This is a genomic window from Alcanivorax sp. (assembly GCF_014762765.1).
Lineage (GTDB): Bacteria > Pseudomonadota > Gammaproteobacteria > Pseudomonadales > Alcanivoracaceae > Alcanivorax.
In genome coordinates, this window is sequence record NZ_JABURH010000159.1 from 15,932 (window position 1) to 34,928 (window position 18,997).

Here is an 18,997-nt window from a genome sequence, read left to right on the forward strand (position 1 = left end):
GACCGGGACCAGGTCATCGTGCTGTCAGACTGGAGTGACGAGGACCCGAACCACATCTTCGCCACCCTGAAAAAACTCAGCCACTACTACAATTTCAACGAGCGCACCGTGTTCGACACCCTGCGCGATTTCCGCGACAAGGGCGTGATCCAGACCCTCAAGGATCGCCACATGTGGAACACCATGCGCATGAGCGATCGTGATCTGGCCGACGTCACCGGTTACACCTACACCTACCTGATGAATGGCCAGAGCCCCAACGGCAACTGGACCTGCCAGTTCAACCCGGGCGAGCGCCTCCGCCTGCGCTTTATCAACGCCAGCGCCATGACCTTCTTCGATATCCGCATTCCCGGCCTGGACATGACGGTGATTGAAATGGATGGTCAGCCGGTGAAACCGGTGGCTTTCCACGAGGTGCGCCTGGGTGTGGCAGAAACCCTGGACGTGATCGTGGAACCCTGGGAGGACCAGGCCTATACCCTGTTTGCCCAGAGCATCGACCGCAGCGGCTTTGCCCGTGGCACTCTGACCCCGAACCCGGCCATGTCAGCGCCAGTGCCGAACATGGACCCGCCACCGTTGCTGGGCCATACCGAAATGGGCATGGGCGCCATGCAGCACGGCGACAGCCATGCAGGCATGGACCATGGGCAGATGAACCACAACATGGCAGGCATGAAACACAGCGATCACGGCAACGCCGTCCCCTTTGCCGTCGATCCCAACAACCCGGACCTGCCACCCAGAAACAACGCCACCGACCATGCCGCCACGGAATATGGACCCGGTGTGGACATGCGCGCCATGGCCCCGGGTGAGATGCTTGCCGACCCGGGTATCGGCCTGCGCGACCGGGACTGGAAAGTGCTCACCTATGCGGACCTGGAAACCGCTGGCGGGCCACCGGACAGCCTGCACCCGGAACGGGAAATCGTGTTGCACCTGACCGGCAACATGAGCCGCTACATGTGGAGCTTCAACGGCATTCCCTTTGCGGATTCCGTTCCCCTGGAGCTGTACCACAACGAACGGGTACGCATCACCCTGGTCAACGACACCATGATGACTCACCCCATCCACCTGCATGGTCTGTGGAGCGATCTGGAGGTGGGCGATGGCAAGCTGCTGCGCAAGCACACCATCACTGTGAAACCCGGCGAGAAACTCAGCTACCTGGTGCGCGCCGATACGCTGGGCCGCTGGGCCTATCACTGCCACCTGCTCTATCACATGGACGCCGGGATGTTCCGGGAAGTCCGCGTGGTCAAGGCCCAGGCTGACGGTGACCACTCACACCATGGCGCACACGGGGAGGACGCATGATGAAAACATCCACTTTGCTACTGTCATCCCTGACCGCCATGACCTGCACCACACCGGCCTGGTCCATGAGCGAACACCCGCCCCGCTTCAGCAAGGTGCTGGTGGATCAGCTTGAGCTACGTGACAGCGACGAGGGCTCGGTACTGGGCTGGGATGCCAGTGCCTGGTACGGCAGCGACCTGAACAAGCTGTATCTGGCCACGGAAGGCGAACGGCTCATGGACCCGGACCACCGTGACGAGGAAGCCGGCACCGAAAGCGCAGAAACCCGCCTGGCCTGGAGCCACGCCTTCGCTCCCTACTGGGACTGGCAACTGGGCTGGCGCAGGGACTGGCAACCCGACGACCCCAACCGGGACTGGGCCAGCCTGGGCATCCAGGGGCTGGCGCCCTACTGGTTTGAAGTCGACGCCCAGCTGTTTCTGGGCGAGGACGGCCTCAGCGAACTGCGTCTGGAAGCGGAATACGAACTGATGTTGACCCAGCGCCTGGCGCTGGTGCCGGAGGTGGAAGCTGGCTTCTACGGCAAGGACGATGACGACTTGGGTATCGGCGACGGCCTTGTGGCCATCGAATCCGGCTTGCGGCTACGCTACGAAATCCGCCGGGAGCTGGCCCCCTACATCGGCGTGCACTGGGAAAAACAGTACGGGGATACCGCCGACAAGACACGGGCGGCAGGCGGTGATCCGGAAGAAGCATCGCTGGTAGCAGGGATCTACTTCTGGTTCTGAAGAACCTGAAGGCAGCAAGCTTGCGTAGGGCGTCACTGAGCCTAAGGCGAACTGCACCATTGGCCGGTGGTGGTTGGTGCAGTTCACCTTAGGCTCAGTGGCACCCTACAGGACCCTCATGCCGAGGAATTATCGTATTCCTCGTTTTCCAGCGTCCGCAATTCCTTGTTGTTCTGGATCTGGATATCCAGGTCTCGCAGGCGGCCATCGCCGATACCGTAAATCCAGCCATGAATAGTCAGTGGCTGATCGCGGCGCCAGGCTTCCTGGACCACGGTGGTGTTGGACACATTGATCACCTGACGGGCCACGTTCAGTTCGCACATGCGGTCCAGCTGGGCCTTTTCATCCGGCAACTTGACCAGGTGCTTGCGGTTGCGCAGATACAGTTCACGCACCTGCCGCAGCCAGTTGTCGATCAGACCATGGGGCACATCTTCCATGGACGCCTTTACCCCACCGCAGCCATAGTGGCCCACCACCATGATATGTTTCACCTTCAACACATCCACGGCGAACTGCAGCACCGACAGCAGATTCAGGTCGGTATGGTTCACCAGGTTGGCCACATTGCGATGCACGAACAGTTCACCGGGCATCAGCCCCACCACCTCATTGGCAGGCACACGGGAGTCAGCACAGCCTATCCACAGATACTGCGGGCTCTGCTGCTCACCCAGCGCCTTGAAGAAGCCCGGGTGTTCCTTCTCGATGTCGTGACGCCACTGCTCGTTGTTGGTAAAGAGTTCAGGAAGGGATTTCATGGTCTCTCGCTAGATTCATTTACTGGAGGCCGGATGTTTCACGCCCGACATTAACCACCGGTCATATTCATGAACCGTACCAGTTGCTCACCCGGGGCCAGATTGAAGTCGTGTCGCTCCGGTTTGATGGCCATGGCATCAATGATTGCCTGACGCAGGGGGGCATCATCCGTGGGGTGCGCCCGCAGTACTGCCCGCAGGTCCACACTATGCTCGTGCCCCAGGCACAGAAGCATACGGCCCTCGGCGGTAATTCGCACCCGATTACACAAATGGCAAAAGTTTTGTGAGTGAGGAGAGATGAAGCCGATGCGGCTGTCACTGCCCGGTACCTGCCAATAGCGGGACGGTCCACCGGTTTTCTCCGTCATGGGCACCAGGGTCAGGCGCTCGGAGAGCTGATCACGCAGCTCCCCGGAGGAAACAAACTCCAGCGCCCGGTCATGCTCACTGATAGCTCCCAGCGGCATTTCCTCGATAAAGGAGATATCCAGACCCTTTTCCAGGGCGAAATCCACCAGCGCCGGCACCTCGTCCTGATTGCGCCCGCGCAGAATCACGCTGTTCAGCTTGATGCGACGGAAGCCGGCCCGGCGGGCCGCATCGATGCCGTCCAGCACCTTGTTCAGATCACCGGTGCGGGTCAGCGCCCGGAAGCGTTGCGGGTCCAGGGAATCCAGGCTGATATTGAGTCGAGCCAACCCGCCGGCTTTCAGATCATCGGCAAAACGGCCCAGGCCGGCGCCGTTGGTGGTCATATTCAGTTCATCCAGCCCTTTCAGCGCACCAAGATCGCGCACCAGATGCGCCACATCACGGCGCACCAGGGGTTCGCCGCCGGTCAGCCGGATCCGCCGCACACCCAGCTCCACCAGCACCCGGCCCAGCCGCCCCATCTCCTCCAGGGTCAGCACCTGGGCCCGGGGCACAAAGGTCATATCCTCCGCCATGCAGTACACACAGCGGAAATCACAGCGGTCCGTCACCGACAGGCGCACATAGTCGATAGTGCGGCCGAAACGGTCCTGCAGTAGCGGATTGTCAGTGAAAGTGTCAGCGGCCATGGCGGTACTGTAGCAAATGCGGGGCCAAGCCGGGGAACCGGCGCTTACTCGGACAATAACCTCCCGGTTCCGCCCTCCTGTGGAGCCCTTCGTGGCTCCCCAGCCCCTGTTGGCTACCCCACGCCCGTCGGCCGGTACTGGCTCCGGTTGGTCAGGCCCTTGCCGGTCTTGTTAGAATGTTCGCCGACCTGAATGCGGGGCGCAGCCGGACCATGAAACGCCATGTCCGCCATACCCCTTATTCCGAATTCATCTACCCCTAAAGGGTTTCCATGCAAATTTCAGAAAACTCCGTAGTGTCCATCCACTACACGCTCACTAACAACGCCGGCGAGACCATCGATTCCTCTATCCAGCGTGGCGAGCCCCTGGCCTACCTGCACGGCGCAGGCAACATTATTCCCGGCCTGGAAAAGGCTCTGGTGGGCAAAGCTGCCGGCGACAAGCTGGACGTGACCGTCACCCCGGAAGAAGGCTACGGCGAGCGTCACGAGCAGCTGATCCAGCAAGTGCCGAAAACTGCCTTCGAAGGCAACGAAGAGAACCTGCAGCCGGGCATGCAGTTCCAGGCCCAGACCGAAGCCGGTCCGCGCATCTTCACCATCACCGCTGTGGAAGGTGATGAAGTGACCGTTGATGGCAACCACCCGCTGGCAGGCGAAACCCTGAACTTCGCCGTAGAAGTCACTGAGGTGCGTGAAGCCTCCGATGAAGAGAAAGAACACGGCCACGTACACGGCCCGGAAGGTCACGACCACTAAGGTCTGCCCCTCCCGCAAAAAAGGCGCCTCCGGCGCCTTTTTTATTGTCCTCTGAAATGTCCCCGAAACCCGCCTGACAGTGAAAGAAGAGTGAAACGGAGACCGCTTTCTGCCTTCTTTTTTATCAGAATTATAGCCCGCCACGACTTACTTCAGCTTCTTGTTGTCGATTATGCCGACTTTTGTAAAGCCTTATTGAATGTATACTTCGCAGCCAAATAGGATCGATGCTCTTTGATAGTTCTGTTTTTTACGGGAGAGCATCATGCGCTACATAACGATATTAATTCTTTCCGCTTTGCTTTCGAGTATTTCCCTTTCCGCTCAGGCACTGGAAAAACGAAAATTTTGTGTCTTCGACATCATCGGCGCCAACGGCGATATCTATAACATCATGAAGGACTACAAAACCGCCGCTGTTGCATGGGGCGTGGATGTGGAACTGAAACCCTTCACCGATGAAAAGATTGCTGCCGAAGACCTTAAAGCCGGCCAATGTGATGCAGCAGTCCTTACCGGCATTCGTGGCCGTCAGTTCAACAGCTTCACCGGCAGCATGGATTCCATCGGCGCCATCCCCAGCTATGAAGCCATGAAAACGGTCATTTCCGTCATTTCCAGCAACACCCCATCCATCAACAAACAACTGGTTTCCGGCCCCTATGAAGTCGGCGGTGTGGTTCCCATGGGCGCGGCGTTTCTTTTTCTGAAGGACCAGGAAATCGATACCGTTGAAGAGCTGTCCGGCAAATCCATTGCCGTGCTTGAATATGACAGCGCTCAGGCGAACATGGCATCCCGTGTGGGCATGTCCCCGGTGATGTCCGATATCACCAACTTCTCCACCCGCTTCAACAATGATTCCGTGGATATCTGCTTCGCACCCATCATGGGTTTCTCTGCTCTGGAACTGTACAAGGGCATGGCGCCGGATGGCGGCATCCTCGATTATGTATTGGGCCAGCTCAGCGCCCAGATCATTCTCAAGAAAGACCGATTCCCGCCGGAGTATGCGCAACAGTCACGGGATTTCATGTTCGGCCAATTTGATCGCGCCATGCGCCTGATTGATAACGCCAGCAGCGAAGTGGACAACAAATGGTGGATCCGGATTCCCGATGCGGACAAGCTGCGGTACGACGAAATGATGCGTGAAGCGCGCATTTCCCTGACTCAGGACGGCGTCTACGACAAGTCGATGATGGGCCTGCTCAGAAAGGTGCGTTGCAAGCTGGAGCCGTCGCGGGCGGAATGCGTCAACCCCATGGAATAATATTATAAGGGCCGGATTTTCCGGCCCTTCTTCATTCTGACAAATATCGCATCAAAGGCCTCAACGCCTGCCCCCTGAAAACAGTGCCATGCACCCTTCCACCTGAACCTCCACCTGATCAAGACGGCTTTCCAGTGCCTGCTTCAGACTGGCCAGCGAATCATTCTGATTGGAAAAGATGCCCTTGCGGTTATACACCTTCATCAACCCTCTTGCGGCAACATTACGGGGCACATCGCCCTGCAGAATCGTGGCACCAAACACCCGGGCACCGGGAGTCAGCAACGGCAACAGATGATCAAACGCGCGCGCTTTCTCCGCCATGGTGCCAGGCAGGCAATGCAACAGCAGGTTCATGCCGAGCGAATCGAATTTGCCACCCTGGTAGTCGATGGGCTCCAGCACATTACGTTGCAAGGTTTCCGGCTGGTAGCGGCCAATACGCTGAGCGCAATAGTCGAGGCTATTCGGGTTCAGATCCATCAGTGCCACCCGCGGACTCGAAGAAGGGAAACGCACCTTGTCCAGAAAGTAGCCACTGCCCACGCCCACATCCAGATGATTGTCACTGATGTGTTGTTGGTAGTGCACCAACAGGGTGGATGCCGGGCAGCGCCACAACCAGCGGCAAGACAGACCGAGTACGCCCAGATCATAAAGGGTAAGTACAAAAGGGCTGTAAACAGCCTGGCCAGCGTGAGCATCATCCTTGCGCATGGTTTTCTCACTTTGTTTAGAAAGAAAAACACTCTAGCAGGCCAGCGCTACAAAGCGGAGAGCAGTTTTTCCGTATCCAGATACTGGTCGATCATATCCGCCAGCCGATCCAGATCCTTCTGCCGATGAGCATCGTAATCCACCGCCCGCTCGCTACGTAATCCCGCCCACTCCAGGATGGCATTGCCGGCCTCGGCACTGTCGAAAAGACCGTGCAGATAACACCCCATGACCTGACCATCGTCGCTGATGGCACCCTCGTCACCCTCACCCAGTTGCAGCATGGGCCGCAACAGGGCAGAGCCTTCGCTGATGCCATTATGAATTTCGTAACCGTGGATGGCGGTATTGGCTGGCAGGAAAACACCCTGCACATTGCGCAACTGCTTGCCGGCAATCAGCCGGGTGGTCATGGCCAACCAGCCAAGGCCGGGGCTGCTACCCGCATCGCTTTCCAGCCCGTCAGGATCATCAATCCGTTCACCCAGCATCTGGAAGCCCCCACAGATACCCAAGACCTTGCCGCCGTAACGCAGATGTTTTTCGATCTGTTTGTCCCAAGCCTGCTCGCGCAGGAATGCCAGGTCAGCTCGGGTTGCCTTGCTACCGGGAAGAATCACCAGATCTGCCGTCGGCCAGACCTCACCCATTTTCACAAAACGCAGGTCGACCTGAGGGTGCAGGCGCAGAGGATCAAAATCATTGTGGTTACTCATGCGCGGTAGCAGCGGCACCACCACCTTGAGCGCATCGATATCATGATCTCCCTGCTCGGCCACCGCGTCTTCCGCATCCAGGGTCAGGCCATGCAGGTAAGGCAGCACCCCGAACACCGGTTTGCCGGTGCGATCTTCCAGCCAGTCCAGTCCGCCCTGTAATAACGACAAGTCACCACGAAAACGATTGATGACAAAACCCAGGGTACGTTGCTGCTCGGTTTTGGAAAGAAGATCCAGCGTGCCGGTGAGATGCGCAAAGACCCCACCGCGATCAATATCCGCCACCAGAATCACCGGGCAATCCACCATTTCGGCAAAGCCCATATTGGCAATATCGTTGTCACGCAGATTGATTTCCGCCGGACTGCCGGCGCCTTCGGCGATAATCACATCGTAACGGGACGATAACGCCTGCCAGGCCGCCAGCACGGAGTCTCGGGCAGTCTTTTTATAGCCGTGATAATCCAGTGCCTGCATGTTGCCCAGCACCTGGCCACGAATAATTACCTGAGCGCCCATGTCGGTCTGCGGCTTGAGCAACACCGGATTCATGTCACTGTGCGGCTCAATCCCGCAGGCCAGAGCCTGCAGCGCCGTCGACCGCCCTATCTCGCCGCCGTCCAGGGTTACCGCACTGTTCAACGCCATATTCTGCGGCTTGAACGGCGCCACCGAATACCCCCGCCGCGCAAACCACCGACACAACGCCGCCACCACCGTGCTTTTACCCGCATCCGAGGTACAGCCCTGGACCATCAGGGTTAATTGAGAATGGAGAATTGACAATTGATAACTCCAAAATCTTGAGTGGTTTCGAACTTAGCTATCAATTCTCAATTATTAATTATCAATTGATTCAAAGTTCCACGCCCTTCTGCGCCTTTACCCCAAGATCCTTGAAGGCATGCTTTACCACTTTCATTTCAGTGACGGTATCAGCCAGCTCGATCAACTCTTTCGGCGCATAGCGACCAGTGACAATTGCGTGCTGCATGACGGGACGGTTCTGCAGATCGTCGAGCACGGTATCCAGATTTAGATACTCATAACGCAACGCAATGTTCAGTTCGTCCAGCAACACCATGTGGTAGCTATCGTCCTGCAGCATTTTTTTTGCAATATCCCAGGCAGCACTGGCAGCAGCCACATCCCTTTCCCGGTCCTGGGTGTCCCAGGTGTAACCCTCACCCATGACGTGATAATCCACGTTGGGCAGGTTGCGAAAGAAAGCTTCCTCACCGGTACTGAACGCACCCTTGATAAACTGCACCACGCCCACCTTCATGCCATGCCCCAAAGCCCGAGCCAGCATACCGAACCCGGAACTGCTCTTTCCCTTGCCGGGACCGGTGAGGACCAGCAGGATGCCCTGATCCTTGTCCGCATTGGCAATACGCTCACGCATGATTTGCTGCTTCTTTTCCATCCTCCAGGCATGACGCTCAGGACTTTTCGGATCGGGTTTCATACTTTTCTCACTATCAACTCGGCCTTAACAAGGCGTTTTCTTTCGCTATTAATTATTCATTATTAACTATTAATTAATTTCACCCCGGCACAAAAACCGGCACACCATTGATCTGGCCCACACTGAGCTTCTGGTCGTACAGCCGCTCCAGTGCCTCCGGCACCAGCATGGTCTCGGCCGGGCCGAAACACAGCTCACCATCCGGATAGAGCAGCAGCAGATGATCACACCAGCGGGCGGCCAGATTCAGATCATGCAGGCACATGAATACCGCCGCGCCCTGCTCGGCCTGCCGATGTAACAACTCCATCACCGCCACCTGATGATGCAGGTCCAGATGGTTGGTGGGCTCGTCCGCCAGCCAGATGGCCGGCTGCTGGGTCAGTGCCGTAGCAATGGCCACACGCTGACGCTCCCCCCCGGACAGAGTACTGACCAGACGATCGGCGAGCAGGCTCAGGGACAGGGCATCCATGGCCTGGTTGGCCAGCCGCAGATCGTTGGCCGTTTCCTGCTGCCAGGGTGACAGAAAGGGATGACGACCAATCAGCACGGTTTCCCGAACAGTGGCCGGGAAACTGTCCTGGCGTTCCTGAAATACTACCGCCAGTTTTTGTGCCAGTTGCCGGCGACGCAGCTGGGTCAGGCAGTCGCCATCCAGCAATACCTGACCACTGCGCGGAGGCCGCAACCCGGCCAGGGTATGCAGCAGGGTGGACTTGCCTGCGCCGTTTGGACCCAGCACACCCCAGCGCTGCCCCGGCAGAATCCGGGCGGAAAAAGGGTCACCTGCCGAACGACCGGGAATATCGACCACCAGATTGCTGGCTTCGAGAATCGCCATCACCGACTCCGATACAGCAGGAAGAGGAAAGTGGGCACGCCGAGCAGCGCCGTGATCACGCCCACCGGCAACTGCTCCGGCGCCATCAGGGTTCGCGCCAGGGTATCGGCGATGGTCAGCAAGGCACCACCGGCCATGACACTGGCCGGCAGAATGATGCGCTGATCATTGCCCAGCACCAGGCGCAGCATGTGCGGCACGATCAAGCCCACAAACCCCACACTGCCCGCAGTGGTTACCGCCACCGCCGTCAGCAGGCTGGCCAGCCCATAGACCAGCCAGGCCAGCGGTTTCACCGCCACCCCCAGGGCCGCCGCCTGTAATGGCCCCCGGGCCAGCACATTGAGGCTGCGCCCCAGCGGCAATGTCACTATCAGCACAGGGACCAACACCAGCCAGGCCAGCCATGGCGAGCGGGCATAACTCAGATCGCCCATCAACCAGTAGAGCATGCCGGGCAAGCGGTCCGCCGGGCTCAGTGACAACATGAAGGTAATCACCGCCCCCCAGCCAGCAGCGATAACCACGCCGGTCAACAACAGGCGGGTGGGTGTCCAGCTGCCTCGCCCCTGAGCCAGGCCGAACACCAGCAGGGTGGACAGCAAGGCGCCAGCAAAGGCGGAGCCGGATACCATCGCAGTACCCAGCCCCAGCAACATGGACGCCAGCGCCCCCACCGCCGCACCACCGGAAATGCCAAGCACATAGGGATCGGCCAGGGGGTTGCGCAACAGCACCTGCATCAGGGCGCCGGCCAGTGCCAGCAGACCGCCGGTGGCAAAGGCCGCCAGAGCACGAGGTAAACGCAGGGAAAACACCAGTTCCCGGAATAGAGGATCTCCCCTGCCGGAAACCGCCATCCACAACTCCGAGAAGGTCATGGAAACACTGCCTACGGTCACCGCCACCAGCAATGCCACCACACCCAATACCGCCAGCATCAGCAGGGATGAAACGGATCGGCCACTAATCACGGGCGCGCACGGTGTCGAGGTGGCTGCACAGGGTGCGGGTGCCGGCCAGCATTTGCGGGGTTGGCCGCTGCAAGGTGGACGGCGCCACAAAGAACAGGTTGTCGTATTGCACCGCACGCAGGGAGGAAAACTGCTTCCAGGGCTCCAGCCACGAAGGGTCATCCTCGCCCATGCCTCCGGCGATGATCACCTCCGGGTCCTTGGCGAGCACCGCCTCACGGCTAACCTTGGGCGCCAATGATCCCAGCTCACCGAACACGTTAACTCCGCCACAGATCCGGATCGCTTCGCTGATCAGGTGCTCGTTATTCACGGTCATCAGCGGCTCTTCCCAGACCTGGTAAAACACTGTCACCGGTGCCGCCTCCGCATAGCGCTGGCGCAGTGAATCCATACCGCTGCGCAAGGAATCTGCCGCCCCCTGCCCCACAGCCTCGGTACCAGCCAACACCGCAAGGCGCTCCAGCGTGGTGCTGATATCCTCAAAACGGCGCGGTTCGCTGTGGTACACCGGCACACCCATTGCCTGCAGCCGCTCCACCTGTTCCATGGGATTACCACTGCGCCAGGCGATGATCAGATCCGGTTTCAGTGCCAGCACCGCTTCCAGATCCAGCCGCTTGTAGCTCCCCACCCGCGGCAGTTTTTTCGCCGCCGGCGGATAATCGCTGAAGCTTACCACCCCTACCAGCTGCTCACCGGCACCGGCGGCGAACACCAGCTCGGTAGCACCGGGGGACAAGGCAATGATGCGAGAAGCCGGCTGCGCCAGGCAGACCTGACGGTCCGCATCATCGGTGACACAGACCTGTGCCCGGGCCAGCCCGCTCCCCAGCCACAGCACGGCTGCCAACAGGGGAAGGCAACGGGATAACAGACGGGCTGGGGGCATGGCGGACTCCGTTTTCAGTTACTGCACATCGTAACGCAGGCTTACCATTACGGAACGCCCGGCGTTGAGATAGTTCCAACCGCTGAAGTTCTTCGCGGTGGCGTACTCTTTATCGAGCACATTTTTCATCGTCAGGCGGGTGGACCAGTTCGGCGCGAACTGCCACCCGGCACGCAGATCCAGCAGGCCGAAACCGGAAAGCCGCTGGGTATTGGCGGCATCATTGTAACGGTGCCCCTGGAAACTGGCGGTGCCACCCACAGTCACGGTGCCGATGCGACGATCCACATCCACCCTGCCCAGGCGCTGGGCACGACGAGCGATCAGTGTGTCGGTATCCCGATCTTCCGGTTTCAGGGCCGAGAAGGCCACCCGCACCTGCCACGCTTGCCAGTCCATCCCCAGAGCCAGTTCCGCCCCTTCGATGCTGGCCTTGTTCACATTGAACGAGGATCCCTTGCTGCCATCGTAGGCGATCAGATCATCAATGTTGGTACGGTACACCGCCGCATCCCAGAACCAGTGTTCATGCTGACCGCGAACACCCAGCTCGCCGGTTTCCGAGGATTCCGGCTTCAGGTCAGGGTTGCTGAAAAAGAACGGCGGCGAATCCGGGAAATACAGATCGTTGAAGGTGGGCGCCTTGAACGCCGTGCCATAGCTCACCCGCACCCGGTGAACCGTATCCAGCTTGTAGCCCAGTGCCGCGGCGCCGGTCACCTTGCTACCGTAAGCATCGTTATCGTCATGGCGCAGGCTGCCCTGCACATCCAGCGGACCGAAGTGCAGCAACGCCTGACCAAACGCCGCCTTGTTGTCCCGGTCGGTCACATCGTACTCGTTGCTGCTGGTGATCTCGTCACGCAGGTATTCGCCACCCAGCACAAACTGATGGGCACCCACCGCGAAAATATTCTGCCAGTTGGCGGTGCGGGTGCGGGTATCGAAGACACCGTTACTGACATGGTTGGCAAAGTCTTCGCTTTCGTCCTTGGCCTGGCTGATCAGTACCTTGGTCTGCCAACCATCAGTGAGCATCACTTCGCCTTTCAGCCCCGCCACTTCCAGTGCGTAGTCGATATTTCTGTCGTCTGCCGGCGTGCTGCCTTCGAATTCGGTATTGCCCCGGGTATGGAAACCGAACACCCCGATTTCGCCACGACCGCCAAAGCGATGGCTGATCTTGGCAATACCGGCGGTATTGTCGTAACCACGTTCTTCGCTGTCTTCGCGCAACTCGATGCCATTGGTACGGAAGCGGTTGATACCCAGGGTATAACGGGTGCCGCCCTGTTCACCGGAAACGCCGGCACCGGCATTCATGGTGCCGAAACTGCCAGCACCGAAATCCAGCCAGCTACCGTCATCGCGGGTAAAGAGCTGCACCACACCGCCCACCGCATCGGCACCGTACAGGGAACCCCGTGGTCCACGGACCACTTCCACCCGCTCCAGCATGGCCGGTGGCAGATATTGCCAGGCCGGGCTACCGGCGGTGGCGGAGCGCAACCGCACCCCGTCCACCAGCAGCAGGGTCGCATCACTGGACGTACCCCGCACGAAGACGCTGGCATTCTTGCCGAAGGAACCATTGCTGGTGGTATCCACACCGGGCTGCCCACGCAGGATGTCAGCCATATCCACCGGTTGCTGGTCGCGAAGTTGTTGCTCGTCCACCACCGTGACGGAAGACAGCGATGCTTCCGTGGTGCGGCTGACCAGAACCGGCGTGACGACCACCGGATCAAGCATGGCCACGACCTGTGACGAGGAGGATTCGGCCTGAACGGCCAACGGCAAGACAGACAAGGACACAGCGGCAGACGCCGCAAAAGAACGCAAAGACATAGAAGGAGATCCCCTGTTGCCGTGCCCACCCGCACGGCCTGGATTCAGCCGCGGAGACACAACAGGGATAACCGGCACCGAACGGCACCGCTGCACCCCGCCATCGCCCACCGCGACGCCAAGTTCACCTTCTGGCCGGTCTCCGGGCTGATGAGCGAGGCGTATTCCCTCGGCGCGTTCGCCTTCCCATGCACCCTTTCGGGCTTTGGCACAGTGGCACTACGAAACGCGGTTAACTCAATCACCGTTGCGGGGGCAGCGTCGGACTGGCTTTGCGGACACAGCAAAGCCCACCGACTTCCCGTTTAACCCGGCTGCATGTGGGCAGGCGGGCACCGGAAGGTGGCGCGAAATTACCAACGGCGGCGGCAATAAGCAAACGGATACGTTCTGCGTGAGGAAAATTCAGGAGAAGTTGAGATTTACTAATAGAAGCCATGTAGGAGCCATGCTCGCATGGCGAACGGCTTGAGGTGGTTCGCCATGCGAGCATGGCTCCTACAAAGGAAGGATCAAACCGGTAACGTCTGTAACGCCAGCAACAAACGTTGTTCTTCCGATTCGTTCCCGGGCAATCCGAAACGCAGCGCACCGGGCTGCTCGAAATGCCGCACCAAAATGGCCTGGCGTGCCAGACCATCCCGTATCGCCTCGGCCTCATCATGAACACACAAGGCAAACAGATCACTGTCGCCCTGCGGCAGCAAACCGGCCGCGCTCAACAACCCGTCCAGCCGCAGCCTGGCCTGCCGCAAACGCTCCCTCTGCCGCTGTTGCCAATCCCGATCCTGCACTGCCCGCGCCATCACCCAACGGGACGGGTGGCTCATTGCCCAGGGGCCCAGCAGATCCGCCAGCGCCTCACACACAGCCGCCGGCCCCACCATCACCCCGGCCCGCAAGCCCGCCAGGCCGAAAAACTTGCCCAGGGAGCGCAGCACAATCAGGCCCGGCTGATCACAGCGAGCAGCCAGAGACTCGCCATCACTGGCCTCCAGAAATGCCTCATCCACCACCAACCAGCCGCCCTTCGCCGCCAACTGCTGATGCCAGCGCAACAGCGTGTCCTGTGGGTACAGGTGGCCGGTGGGATTATTGGGATTGATGCACACCAGCACATCCAGATCCGGGAGGGCCCCATCGATCTGTTCCACAGACAATGGCACCACCTCGTGCCCTGCTCGCTGCCAGGCCAGCGCATGCTCACGGTAACCCGGCGACGGCACGCCAACCCGGGCGGTCTTGCGCAGCCGTGGCAACAGTTGCAGCGCCGCCTGGCTCCCCGGTACCGGCAGACAGGCAGCGCCTGCGGGCACTGCGAGCCAGTGACGGCAACACGCCGTCAGCCCATCATCCTCTTCAGGAAGACGCTGCCACACAGATGCGGGCAATGTCGGTACCGGCCATGCAAAGGGACTGATGCCGGTGGACAGGTCCAGCCAGTCACTGACCGGAATCCCCCAACGCCGGGCCGCTTCATGCAAACGCCCGCCATGGTGCTCACCCTCTAAAACGCTCACAGGCTCACTCCCAGCAACACCACCAGCCACAGCGACAACGCCCGTTGCACCAGAGTAGTGGCGGCAGCAATGCTGTCGGCGCTGGCCGCCCTTCCTTCGCCCAGCCACGGCTTGTCCTTCCAGCCGCCGTGATAGGGCGCACCACCACCCAGCATCACACCCAGAGCACCAGCCCCGGCGGCCATCACCGGACCCGCGTTGGGACTGTCGCAAGCACTGGCCTGCTGCTGCCAGCAGCGCAGCCCCGCGGCGAAACGCCCACACAGGGCATAGCTGATGGCCGTTAATCGTGCCGGCACCCAGCCGAGCAGATCATCCAGCCGCGCGACCACCTTGCCGAACCGCTCGAAGCGTTCCGTGCGATAGCCCCACATGGCATCCAGGGTATTCACCAGCCGATGCAGCAAAGCGCCGGGCAAGCCCGCCAGCGCAAACCAGAACAGGCTGGCAAACAGGGCATCGGCGCCGTTTTCCAGCACGGATTCGGTGGCCGCCCGGGCCACACCGCCGCTATCCAGTTTGTCAGTATCGCGGCTGACCATGCGGCTCACCTGTTCCCGGGCGCAGGGCAGATCGCCATCGTGCAGCGGCGCCATCACCGCCTGGCCGTGCTCCTCCAGGCTGCGCCCGCCAATTACCAGCCACAGTCCCAGCGCCTGCAGTCCCCAACCGGCCCAGCCCGGCAATACCAGCAGCAGCCACACTACCGCCAGCACCCAGGGCAGCACGGTGATGACCACGGCCAGGGCACCGGCCGCTACACCCCCCGGACGGTTAAGGCGTTGCTCCACGGCCATCGCCAGCCGGCCAAACCCCACCAGCGGGTGCCAGTGGCGGGGCTCGCCCAGCCAGCGATCCAGCATCACGCCGACAAGCAGTGCACAGAACAGGGAAAAAGACAGCATCCATCCAATCCATCAGCACAAAACAGGGAGCAGCAGTGTACAGGAACGCGACCACACTCCCCGCCGTTGGAACCTTGAAGGGTTTTCCGCAGGCACGGCAGCGGATTGTTGCCTTCGCCTTGCCAGCAAGGCCCCAACGGCAAGACGGGCAGCCAGTGGGAGACCGTTACTTGACAGCTCAGGGCCAGGGGCAGAGGATTTGCCGCTTTCCGGCCCCTGTCCTTTTCGGGAGTGTTCCGTGCCCCACCCTGCCCATTGGCAAAAAGCGATTCCCTCGCCCAGTCAGCAACACCGTGAAACCGCCCTGGCCCGCCAGGGGCAGCTCACCAAACCCGCCGGCTCACTGGGTCTTCTGGAATCCCTGGCAGTGACGCTGGCGGCGTTGCAACACAGTGACGCTCCTGCCGCCGACCGTATCAGCATCGCCGTCTTTGCCGGCGACCACGGCGTCTGTGCGGAGGGAATTTCCGCCTTTCCCCAGGCGGTCACCGGGCAGATGATTGCCAACTTCGTGGCCGGTGGCGCCGCCATCAGTGTCATGGCCAGACATCTGGGGGCAACGCTGGAGGTGATCAATCTGGGCACCGCCACCCCACCGCCCACCAGCGACGGCGTGGTGGATGAAACCATCGCCGCCGGCACCGCCAATCTGGCCCGCCAGTCGGCCATGTCCGTGACACAGCTGGAACAGGCCCTGGCCGCCGGTGACCGTGCCGCCCAGCGTGCCGCAGACCAGCAGGCCCAGCTGTTTATCGGTGGCGAAATGGGCATCGGTAACACCACCAGCGCCAGCGCCGTGGCCTGCGCTCTGCTGGCCGAACCGGCGGTGGCCCTGGCCGGGCCCGGTACCGGCCTGGATGTGAAGGGCGTTAGCCACAAGGTCACCGTGATCGAACGGGCACTGGCCCGTCACGGGGACAACCGGGAACCGCTGGCAGTACTGTCCTCCCTGGGCGGTTTTGAAATTGCCGCGCTCACCGGCGCCATGATCGGCTGTGCCACCCGTGGCATCCCCGTTCTGGTGGATGGTTTTATTGTCACCGTAGCCGCCCTCGCCGCCGTGCGGCTACGACCGGAATTACGGGAGTGGTTATTGTTCGCCCATCACTCCCGGGAACCCGGCCACACCAGACTGCTCGACGCGCTGGATGCCGAGCCGGTTCTCAATCTGTCCATGCGCCTGGGCGAAGGCAGCGGCGCGGCGGTGGCCGTGCCGGTGATTCGCAGCGCCTGCGCCCTGCATAACGGCATGGCCACCTTTGCCGATGCCGGCGTCAACAGTGCGGAGTAACCCATGACCACCACCCTGTTTGATTTGATTCGCCACGGCGAACCCGCCGGCGGCCACATGTATCGCGGCCACAAGGACGATCCGCTCAGCGAACTGGGCTGGCAGCAAATGCGCGATGCCATTCAGGCGGACGATACCTGGGATCACATCCTCACCTCGCCGCTGCTACGCTGCCGCGAGTTTGCCGCGCACCTGTCCGAGCAACACCATATTCCCTTCACCGTGGCACACGATTTCAAGGAAATCAGCTTCGGCGACTGGGAAGGAAAAACCCGGGAACAGGTGGCAGCGGAATACGGCGATCACCAGGCCAACTTCTGGCGCGATGCGGAAAATCATCCCCCGGTGAATGGCGAAACCATTCAGGCTTTTCACCAGCGCATCGGCGACGCCTGGGCACTATGGCAGCAGGCATTGCAGGGTCAGAGAGTGTTACTGGTCTGCCACGGCGGCGTGATCCGCATGGTACTGAGTCATGTCCTGGGCATGAGCCCGAGCCAGGCCATGGCAGGATTCCAGGTACCCTTCGCCTGCCGTTCGCAAGTGCGCATTGATGACACCGAGCACGGCACCTTGCGTTGTCTGGTGAGGCACGGGTAGATAGCGAGCTCCACCGTAGGAGCGTCGCTCGCGGCGCGATTACCAACCTTCGATAAAAACATTTTCACCACAGAGGACACCGAGCACACAGAGAAAAAATATTCTTTTCCTCAGTGATCTCTGTGTCCTCTGTGGTAAATCGATCTTTAAAAGAGGGTCGGAATCGCGCCGCCAGCGACGCTCCTACGGCCAGGCCTACCCCTTCAATGTCTGCGCAATCCCCGCCACTGACAACAGCACCCGGTCACAGCGTTTTGCCAGGGCCTGATTCAGCCAACCCAGCTCATCGGCAAAGCGGCGGGTGAGCGGGTCCATGCCGATGATCCCCAGCCCTACCTCATTACTGACGATCACCACCGAGCCCGGATAGGCCGCCAACGCCGTCAGGAAATTCTCTTTCTCGCGCACAAATACCGTATCGCCAGCATGCAGCAGGTTACTCACCCACAGGCTCATGCAATCAATCAACACACAGGGGGGCGGCGACAGGGTGGCCTGGCGGTTCAGCAGATTGCCCAGCTCAACGGGTTCTTCCACCAGCCCCCAGCTCGCCGGTCGGCGTCGCTGGTGGCGGCGAATGCGATCGCTCATTTCGCCATCCCCGGCGGTGGCCGTGGCCACATACACCACCGGCTCGGATTGCTCCGACACCAACTTTTCCGCCAGCGAACTCTTGCCGGAACGGATGCCACCGAGAATCAGGGAATGTGGCATCAATTCTTTTTCACGAACTGGGTGAGGATGACAATCCGCTGGCCTTCCACCCGGCCTTCGATATGCTCCGGGTTATCCTGCACCAGCGAGATATTGCGCACCGGTGTACCGCGCTTGGCGGTGAAGTTGGCGCCCTTCACATTGAGATCCTTGATCAGGGTGACGCTATCACCGGCTTCCAGCACAGCGCCGTTGCTGTCGCGGTGCACGACCTTTTCTTCCTCGCTCTGCCCCTCCCCGGTGGCCTGGGCCCAGGCCAGTGTCTCGTCATCCAGATAGAGCATATCCAGCAGATCCTGGGGCCAGCCTTCCGCCCGCAACCGGGTCAGCATGCGCCAAGCCAGGACCTGCACCGCCGGCTCCTGGCTCCACATGCTGTCGTTCAGACAACGCCAGTGGTTGATATCTTCATTGCCGGGATTGTCGATCTGAAAGCTGCAGGTATCACACAACAAGGCACTCTGCGCCGCCGTGCCATCCCCTCCCGGCGGCACCGCATACACCGCCAGCGCCTCACCGGCACCACACAGTTCGCAGGTCGAATCGGCTCGCGCCAGCAGGGTGGATTCCAGGGTCATTTGTT

General features: G+C 60.5%; 19 protein-coding genes and 1 riboswitch. Of the genes, 6 read left to right on the plus strand and 13 right to left on the minus strand.

Translation table 11 applies throughout. The features are described 5' to 3' along the window. Together HUJ17_RS11735 and HUJ17_RS11740 are read left to right on the plus strand one after the other, a co-directional pair. On the plus strand, positions 1 to 1,326 hold a 1,326-nt coding region (locus HUJ17_RS11735; RefSeq protein WP_290510862.1), incomplete at its 5' end, for a copper resistance system multicopper oxidase. Further along, the gene (locus HUJ17_RS11740) at positions 1,323 to 2,060 is read left to right on the plus strand and encodes a copper resistance protein B (protein ID WP_290510863.1); all 738 of its coding nucleotides are present in this window, start codon (positions 1,323 to 1,325) and stop codon (positions 2,058 to 2,060) included. The genes HUJ17_RS11735 and HUJ17_RS11740, both read left to right, overlap by 4 nt. A gap of 116 nt (positions 2,061 to 2,176) precedes the next feature. On the opposite strand, the gene can is transcribed toward HUJ17_RS11740, so the two are convergent. Then, on the minus strand, positions 2,177 to 2,824 hold the full coding sequence (can, locus tag HUJ17_RS11745) for a carbonate dehydratase (RefSeq protein WP_290510864.1): 648 nt from the start codon (positions 2,822 to 2,824) through the stop codon (positions 2,177 to 2,179). Positions 2,825 to 2,874: 50 nt separating this feature from the next. Then, positions 2,875 to 3,888, minus strand: coding sequence for a GTP 3',8-cyclase MoaA (gene moaA / locus HUJ17_RS11750; protein WP_290510865.1), 1,014 nt, complete (start codon positions 3,886 to 3,888; stop codon positions 2,875 to 2,877). A 272-nt stretch (positions 3,889 to 4,160) separates the two neighbouring features. On the opposite strand from moaA, the gene HUJ17_RS11755 reads away from it, so the two are divergent. Both HUJ17_RS11755 and HUJ17_RS11760 read left to right on the plus strand, forming a co-directional pair. Continuing rightward, positions 4,161 to 4,649 (plus strand): peptidylprolyl isomerase, encoded by a 489-nt coding sequence (locus HUJ17_RS11755; protein WP_290510866.1) that lies wholly within the window; start codon positions 4,161 to 4,163, stop codon positions 4,647 to 4,649. Positions 4,650 to 4,914: 265 nt separating this feature from the next. Then, entirely contained in the window at positions 4,915 to 5,922 is a 1,008-nt protein-coding gene (locus HUJ17_RS11760) for a putative solute-binding protein (protein WP_290510867.1), read from the plus strand. A gap of 60 nt (positions 5,923 to 5,982) precedes the next feature. On the opposite strand, the gene HUJ17_RS11765 is transcribed toward HUJ17_RS11760, so the two are convergent. From HUJ17_RS11765 to cbiB, 9 genes are all read right to left on the minus strand, one after another. Then, positions 5,983 to 6,639, minus strand: a complete 657-nt coding sequence (locus tag HUJ17_RS11765) for a class I SAM-dependent methyltransferase (RefSeq protein WP_290510868.1) — start codon at positions 6,637 to 6,639, stop codon at positions 5,983 to 5,985. A gap of 47 nt (positions 6,640 to 6,686) precedes the next feature. Next, the gene (locus HUJ17_RS11770; RefSeq protein WP_290510898.1) at positions 6,687 to 8,114 is read right to left on the minus strand and encodes a cobyric acid synthase; all 1,428 of its coding nucleotides are present in this window, start codon (positions 8,112 to 8,114) and stop codon (positions 6,687 to 6,689) included. 100 nt (positions 8,115 to 8,214) lie between these two features. Continuing rightward, on the minus strand, positions 8,215 to 8,826 hold the full coding sequence (gene cobO, locus HUJ17_RS11775; RefSeq protein ID WP_290510869.1) for a cob(I)yrinic acid a,c-diamide adenosyltransferase: 612 nt from the start codon (positions 8,824 to 8,826) through the stop codon (positions 8,215 to 8,217). A 79-nt stretch (positions 8,827 to 8,905) separates the two neighbouring features. Then, on the minus strand, positions 8,906 to 9,670 hold the full coding sequence (locus tag HUJ17_RS11780) for an ABC transporter ATP-binding protein (RefSeq protein ID WP_290510870.1): 765 nt from the start codon (positions 9,668 to 9,670) through the stop codon (positions 8,906 to 8,908). Then, positions 9,670 to 10,611 carry an iron ABC transporter permease gene (locus HUJ17_RS11785; RefSeq protein WP_290510899.1) on the minus strand — a complete coding sequence of 314 codons (942 nt, stop codon included), beginning with the start codon at positions 10,609 to 10,611 and terminating at the stop codon, positions 9,670 to 9,672. Before HUJ17_RS11785 ends, HUJ17_RS11780 begins: the two co-directional genes overlap by 1 nt. A 25-nt stretch (positions 10,612 to 10,636) precedes the next feature. Further along, entirely contained in the window at positions 10,637 to 11,536 is a 900-nt protein-coding gene (locus HUJ17_RS11790; protein WP_290510871.1) for a cobalamin-binding protein, read from the minus strand. An 18-nt stretch (positions 11,537 to 11,554) separates the two neighbouring features. Beyond that, complete coding sequence (locus tag HUJ17_RS11795; RefSeq protein ID WP_290510872.1) at positions 11,555 to 13,384, minus strand: TonB-dependent receptor; 1,830 nt, start codon at positions 13,382 to 13,384, stop codon at positions 11,555 to 11,557. Positions 13,385 to 13,499: 115 nt separating this feature from the next. Further along, positions 13,500 to 13,739: riboswitch (cobalamin riboswitch) on the minus strand. Positions 13,740 to 13,896: 157 nt separating this feature from the next. Further along, on the minus strand, positions 13,897 to 14,904 hold the full coding sequence (gene cobD / locus HUJ17_RS11800) for a threonine-phosphate decarboxylase CobD (RefSeq protein ID WP_290510873.1): 1,008 nt from the start codon (positions 14,902 to 14,904) through the stop codon (positions 13,897 to 13,899). Beyond that, positions 14,901 to 15,809 carry an adenosylcobinamide-phosphate synthase CbiB gene (gene cbiB / locus HUJ17_RS11805; protein WP_290510874.1) on the minus strand — a complete coding sequence of 303 codons (909 nt, stop codon included), beginning with the start codon at positions 15,807 to 15,809 and terminating at the stop codon, positions 14,901 to 14,903. The genes cobD and cbiB overlap by 4 nt, the downstream gene beginning before the upstream one ends. Positions 15,810 to 16,047: 238 nt before the next feature. Here cbiB and cobT point away from each other — a divergent pair, with 238 nt between their 5' ends. Next, complete coding sequence (cobT, locus tag HUJ17_RS11810) at positions 16,048 to 17,100, plus strand: nicotinate-nucleotide--dimethylbenzimidazole phosphoribosyltransferase (RefSeq protein ID WP_290510875.1); 1,053 nt, start codon at positions 16,048 to 16,050, stop codon at positions 17,098 to 17,100. 3 nt (positions 17,101 to 17,103) lie between these two features. Continuing rightward, the gene (locus tag HUJ17_RS11815; RefSeq protein WP_290510876.1) at positions 17,104 to 17,700 is read left to right on the plus strand and encodes a histidine phosphatase family protein; all 597 of its coding nucleotides are present in this window, start codon (positions 17,104 to 17,106) and stop codon (positions 17,698 to 17,700) included. 195 nt (positions 17,701 to 17,895) lie between these two features. On the opposite strand, the gene cobU is transcribed toward HUJ17_RS11815, so the two are convergent. Continuing rightward, the gene (gene cobU, locus HUJ17_RS11820) at positions 17,896 to 18,414 is read right to left on the minus strand and encodes a bifunctional adenosylcobinamide kinase/adenosylcobinamide-phosphate guanylyltransferase (RefSeq protein WP_290510877.1); all 519 of its coding nucleotides are present in this window, start codon (positions 18,412 to 18,414) and stop codon (positions 17,896 to 17,898) included. After that, positions 18,414 to 18,992 (minus strand): alkylphosphonate utilization protein, encoded by a 579-nt coding sequence (locus tag HUJ17_RS11825; RefSeq protein ID WP_290510878.1) that lies wholly within the window; start codon positions 18,990 to 18,992, stop codon positions 18,414 to 18,416. The genes cobU and HUJ17_RS11825 overlap by 1 nt, the downstream gene beginning before the upstream one ends. Positions 18,993 to 18,997: the final 5 nt, after the last annotated feature.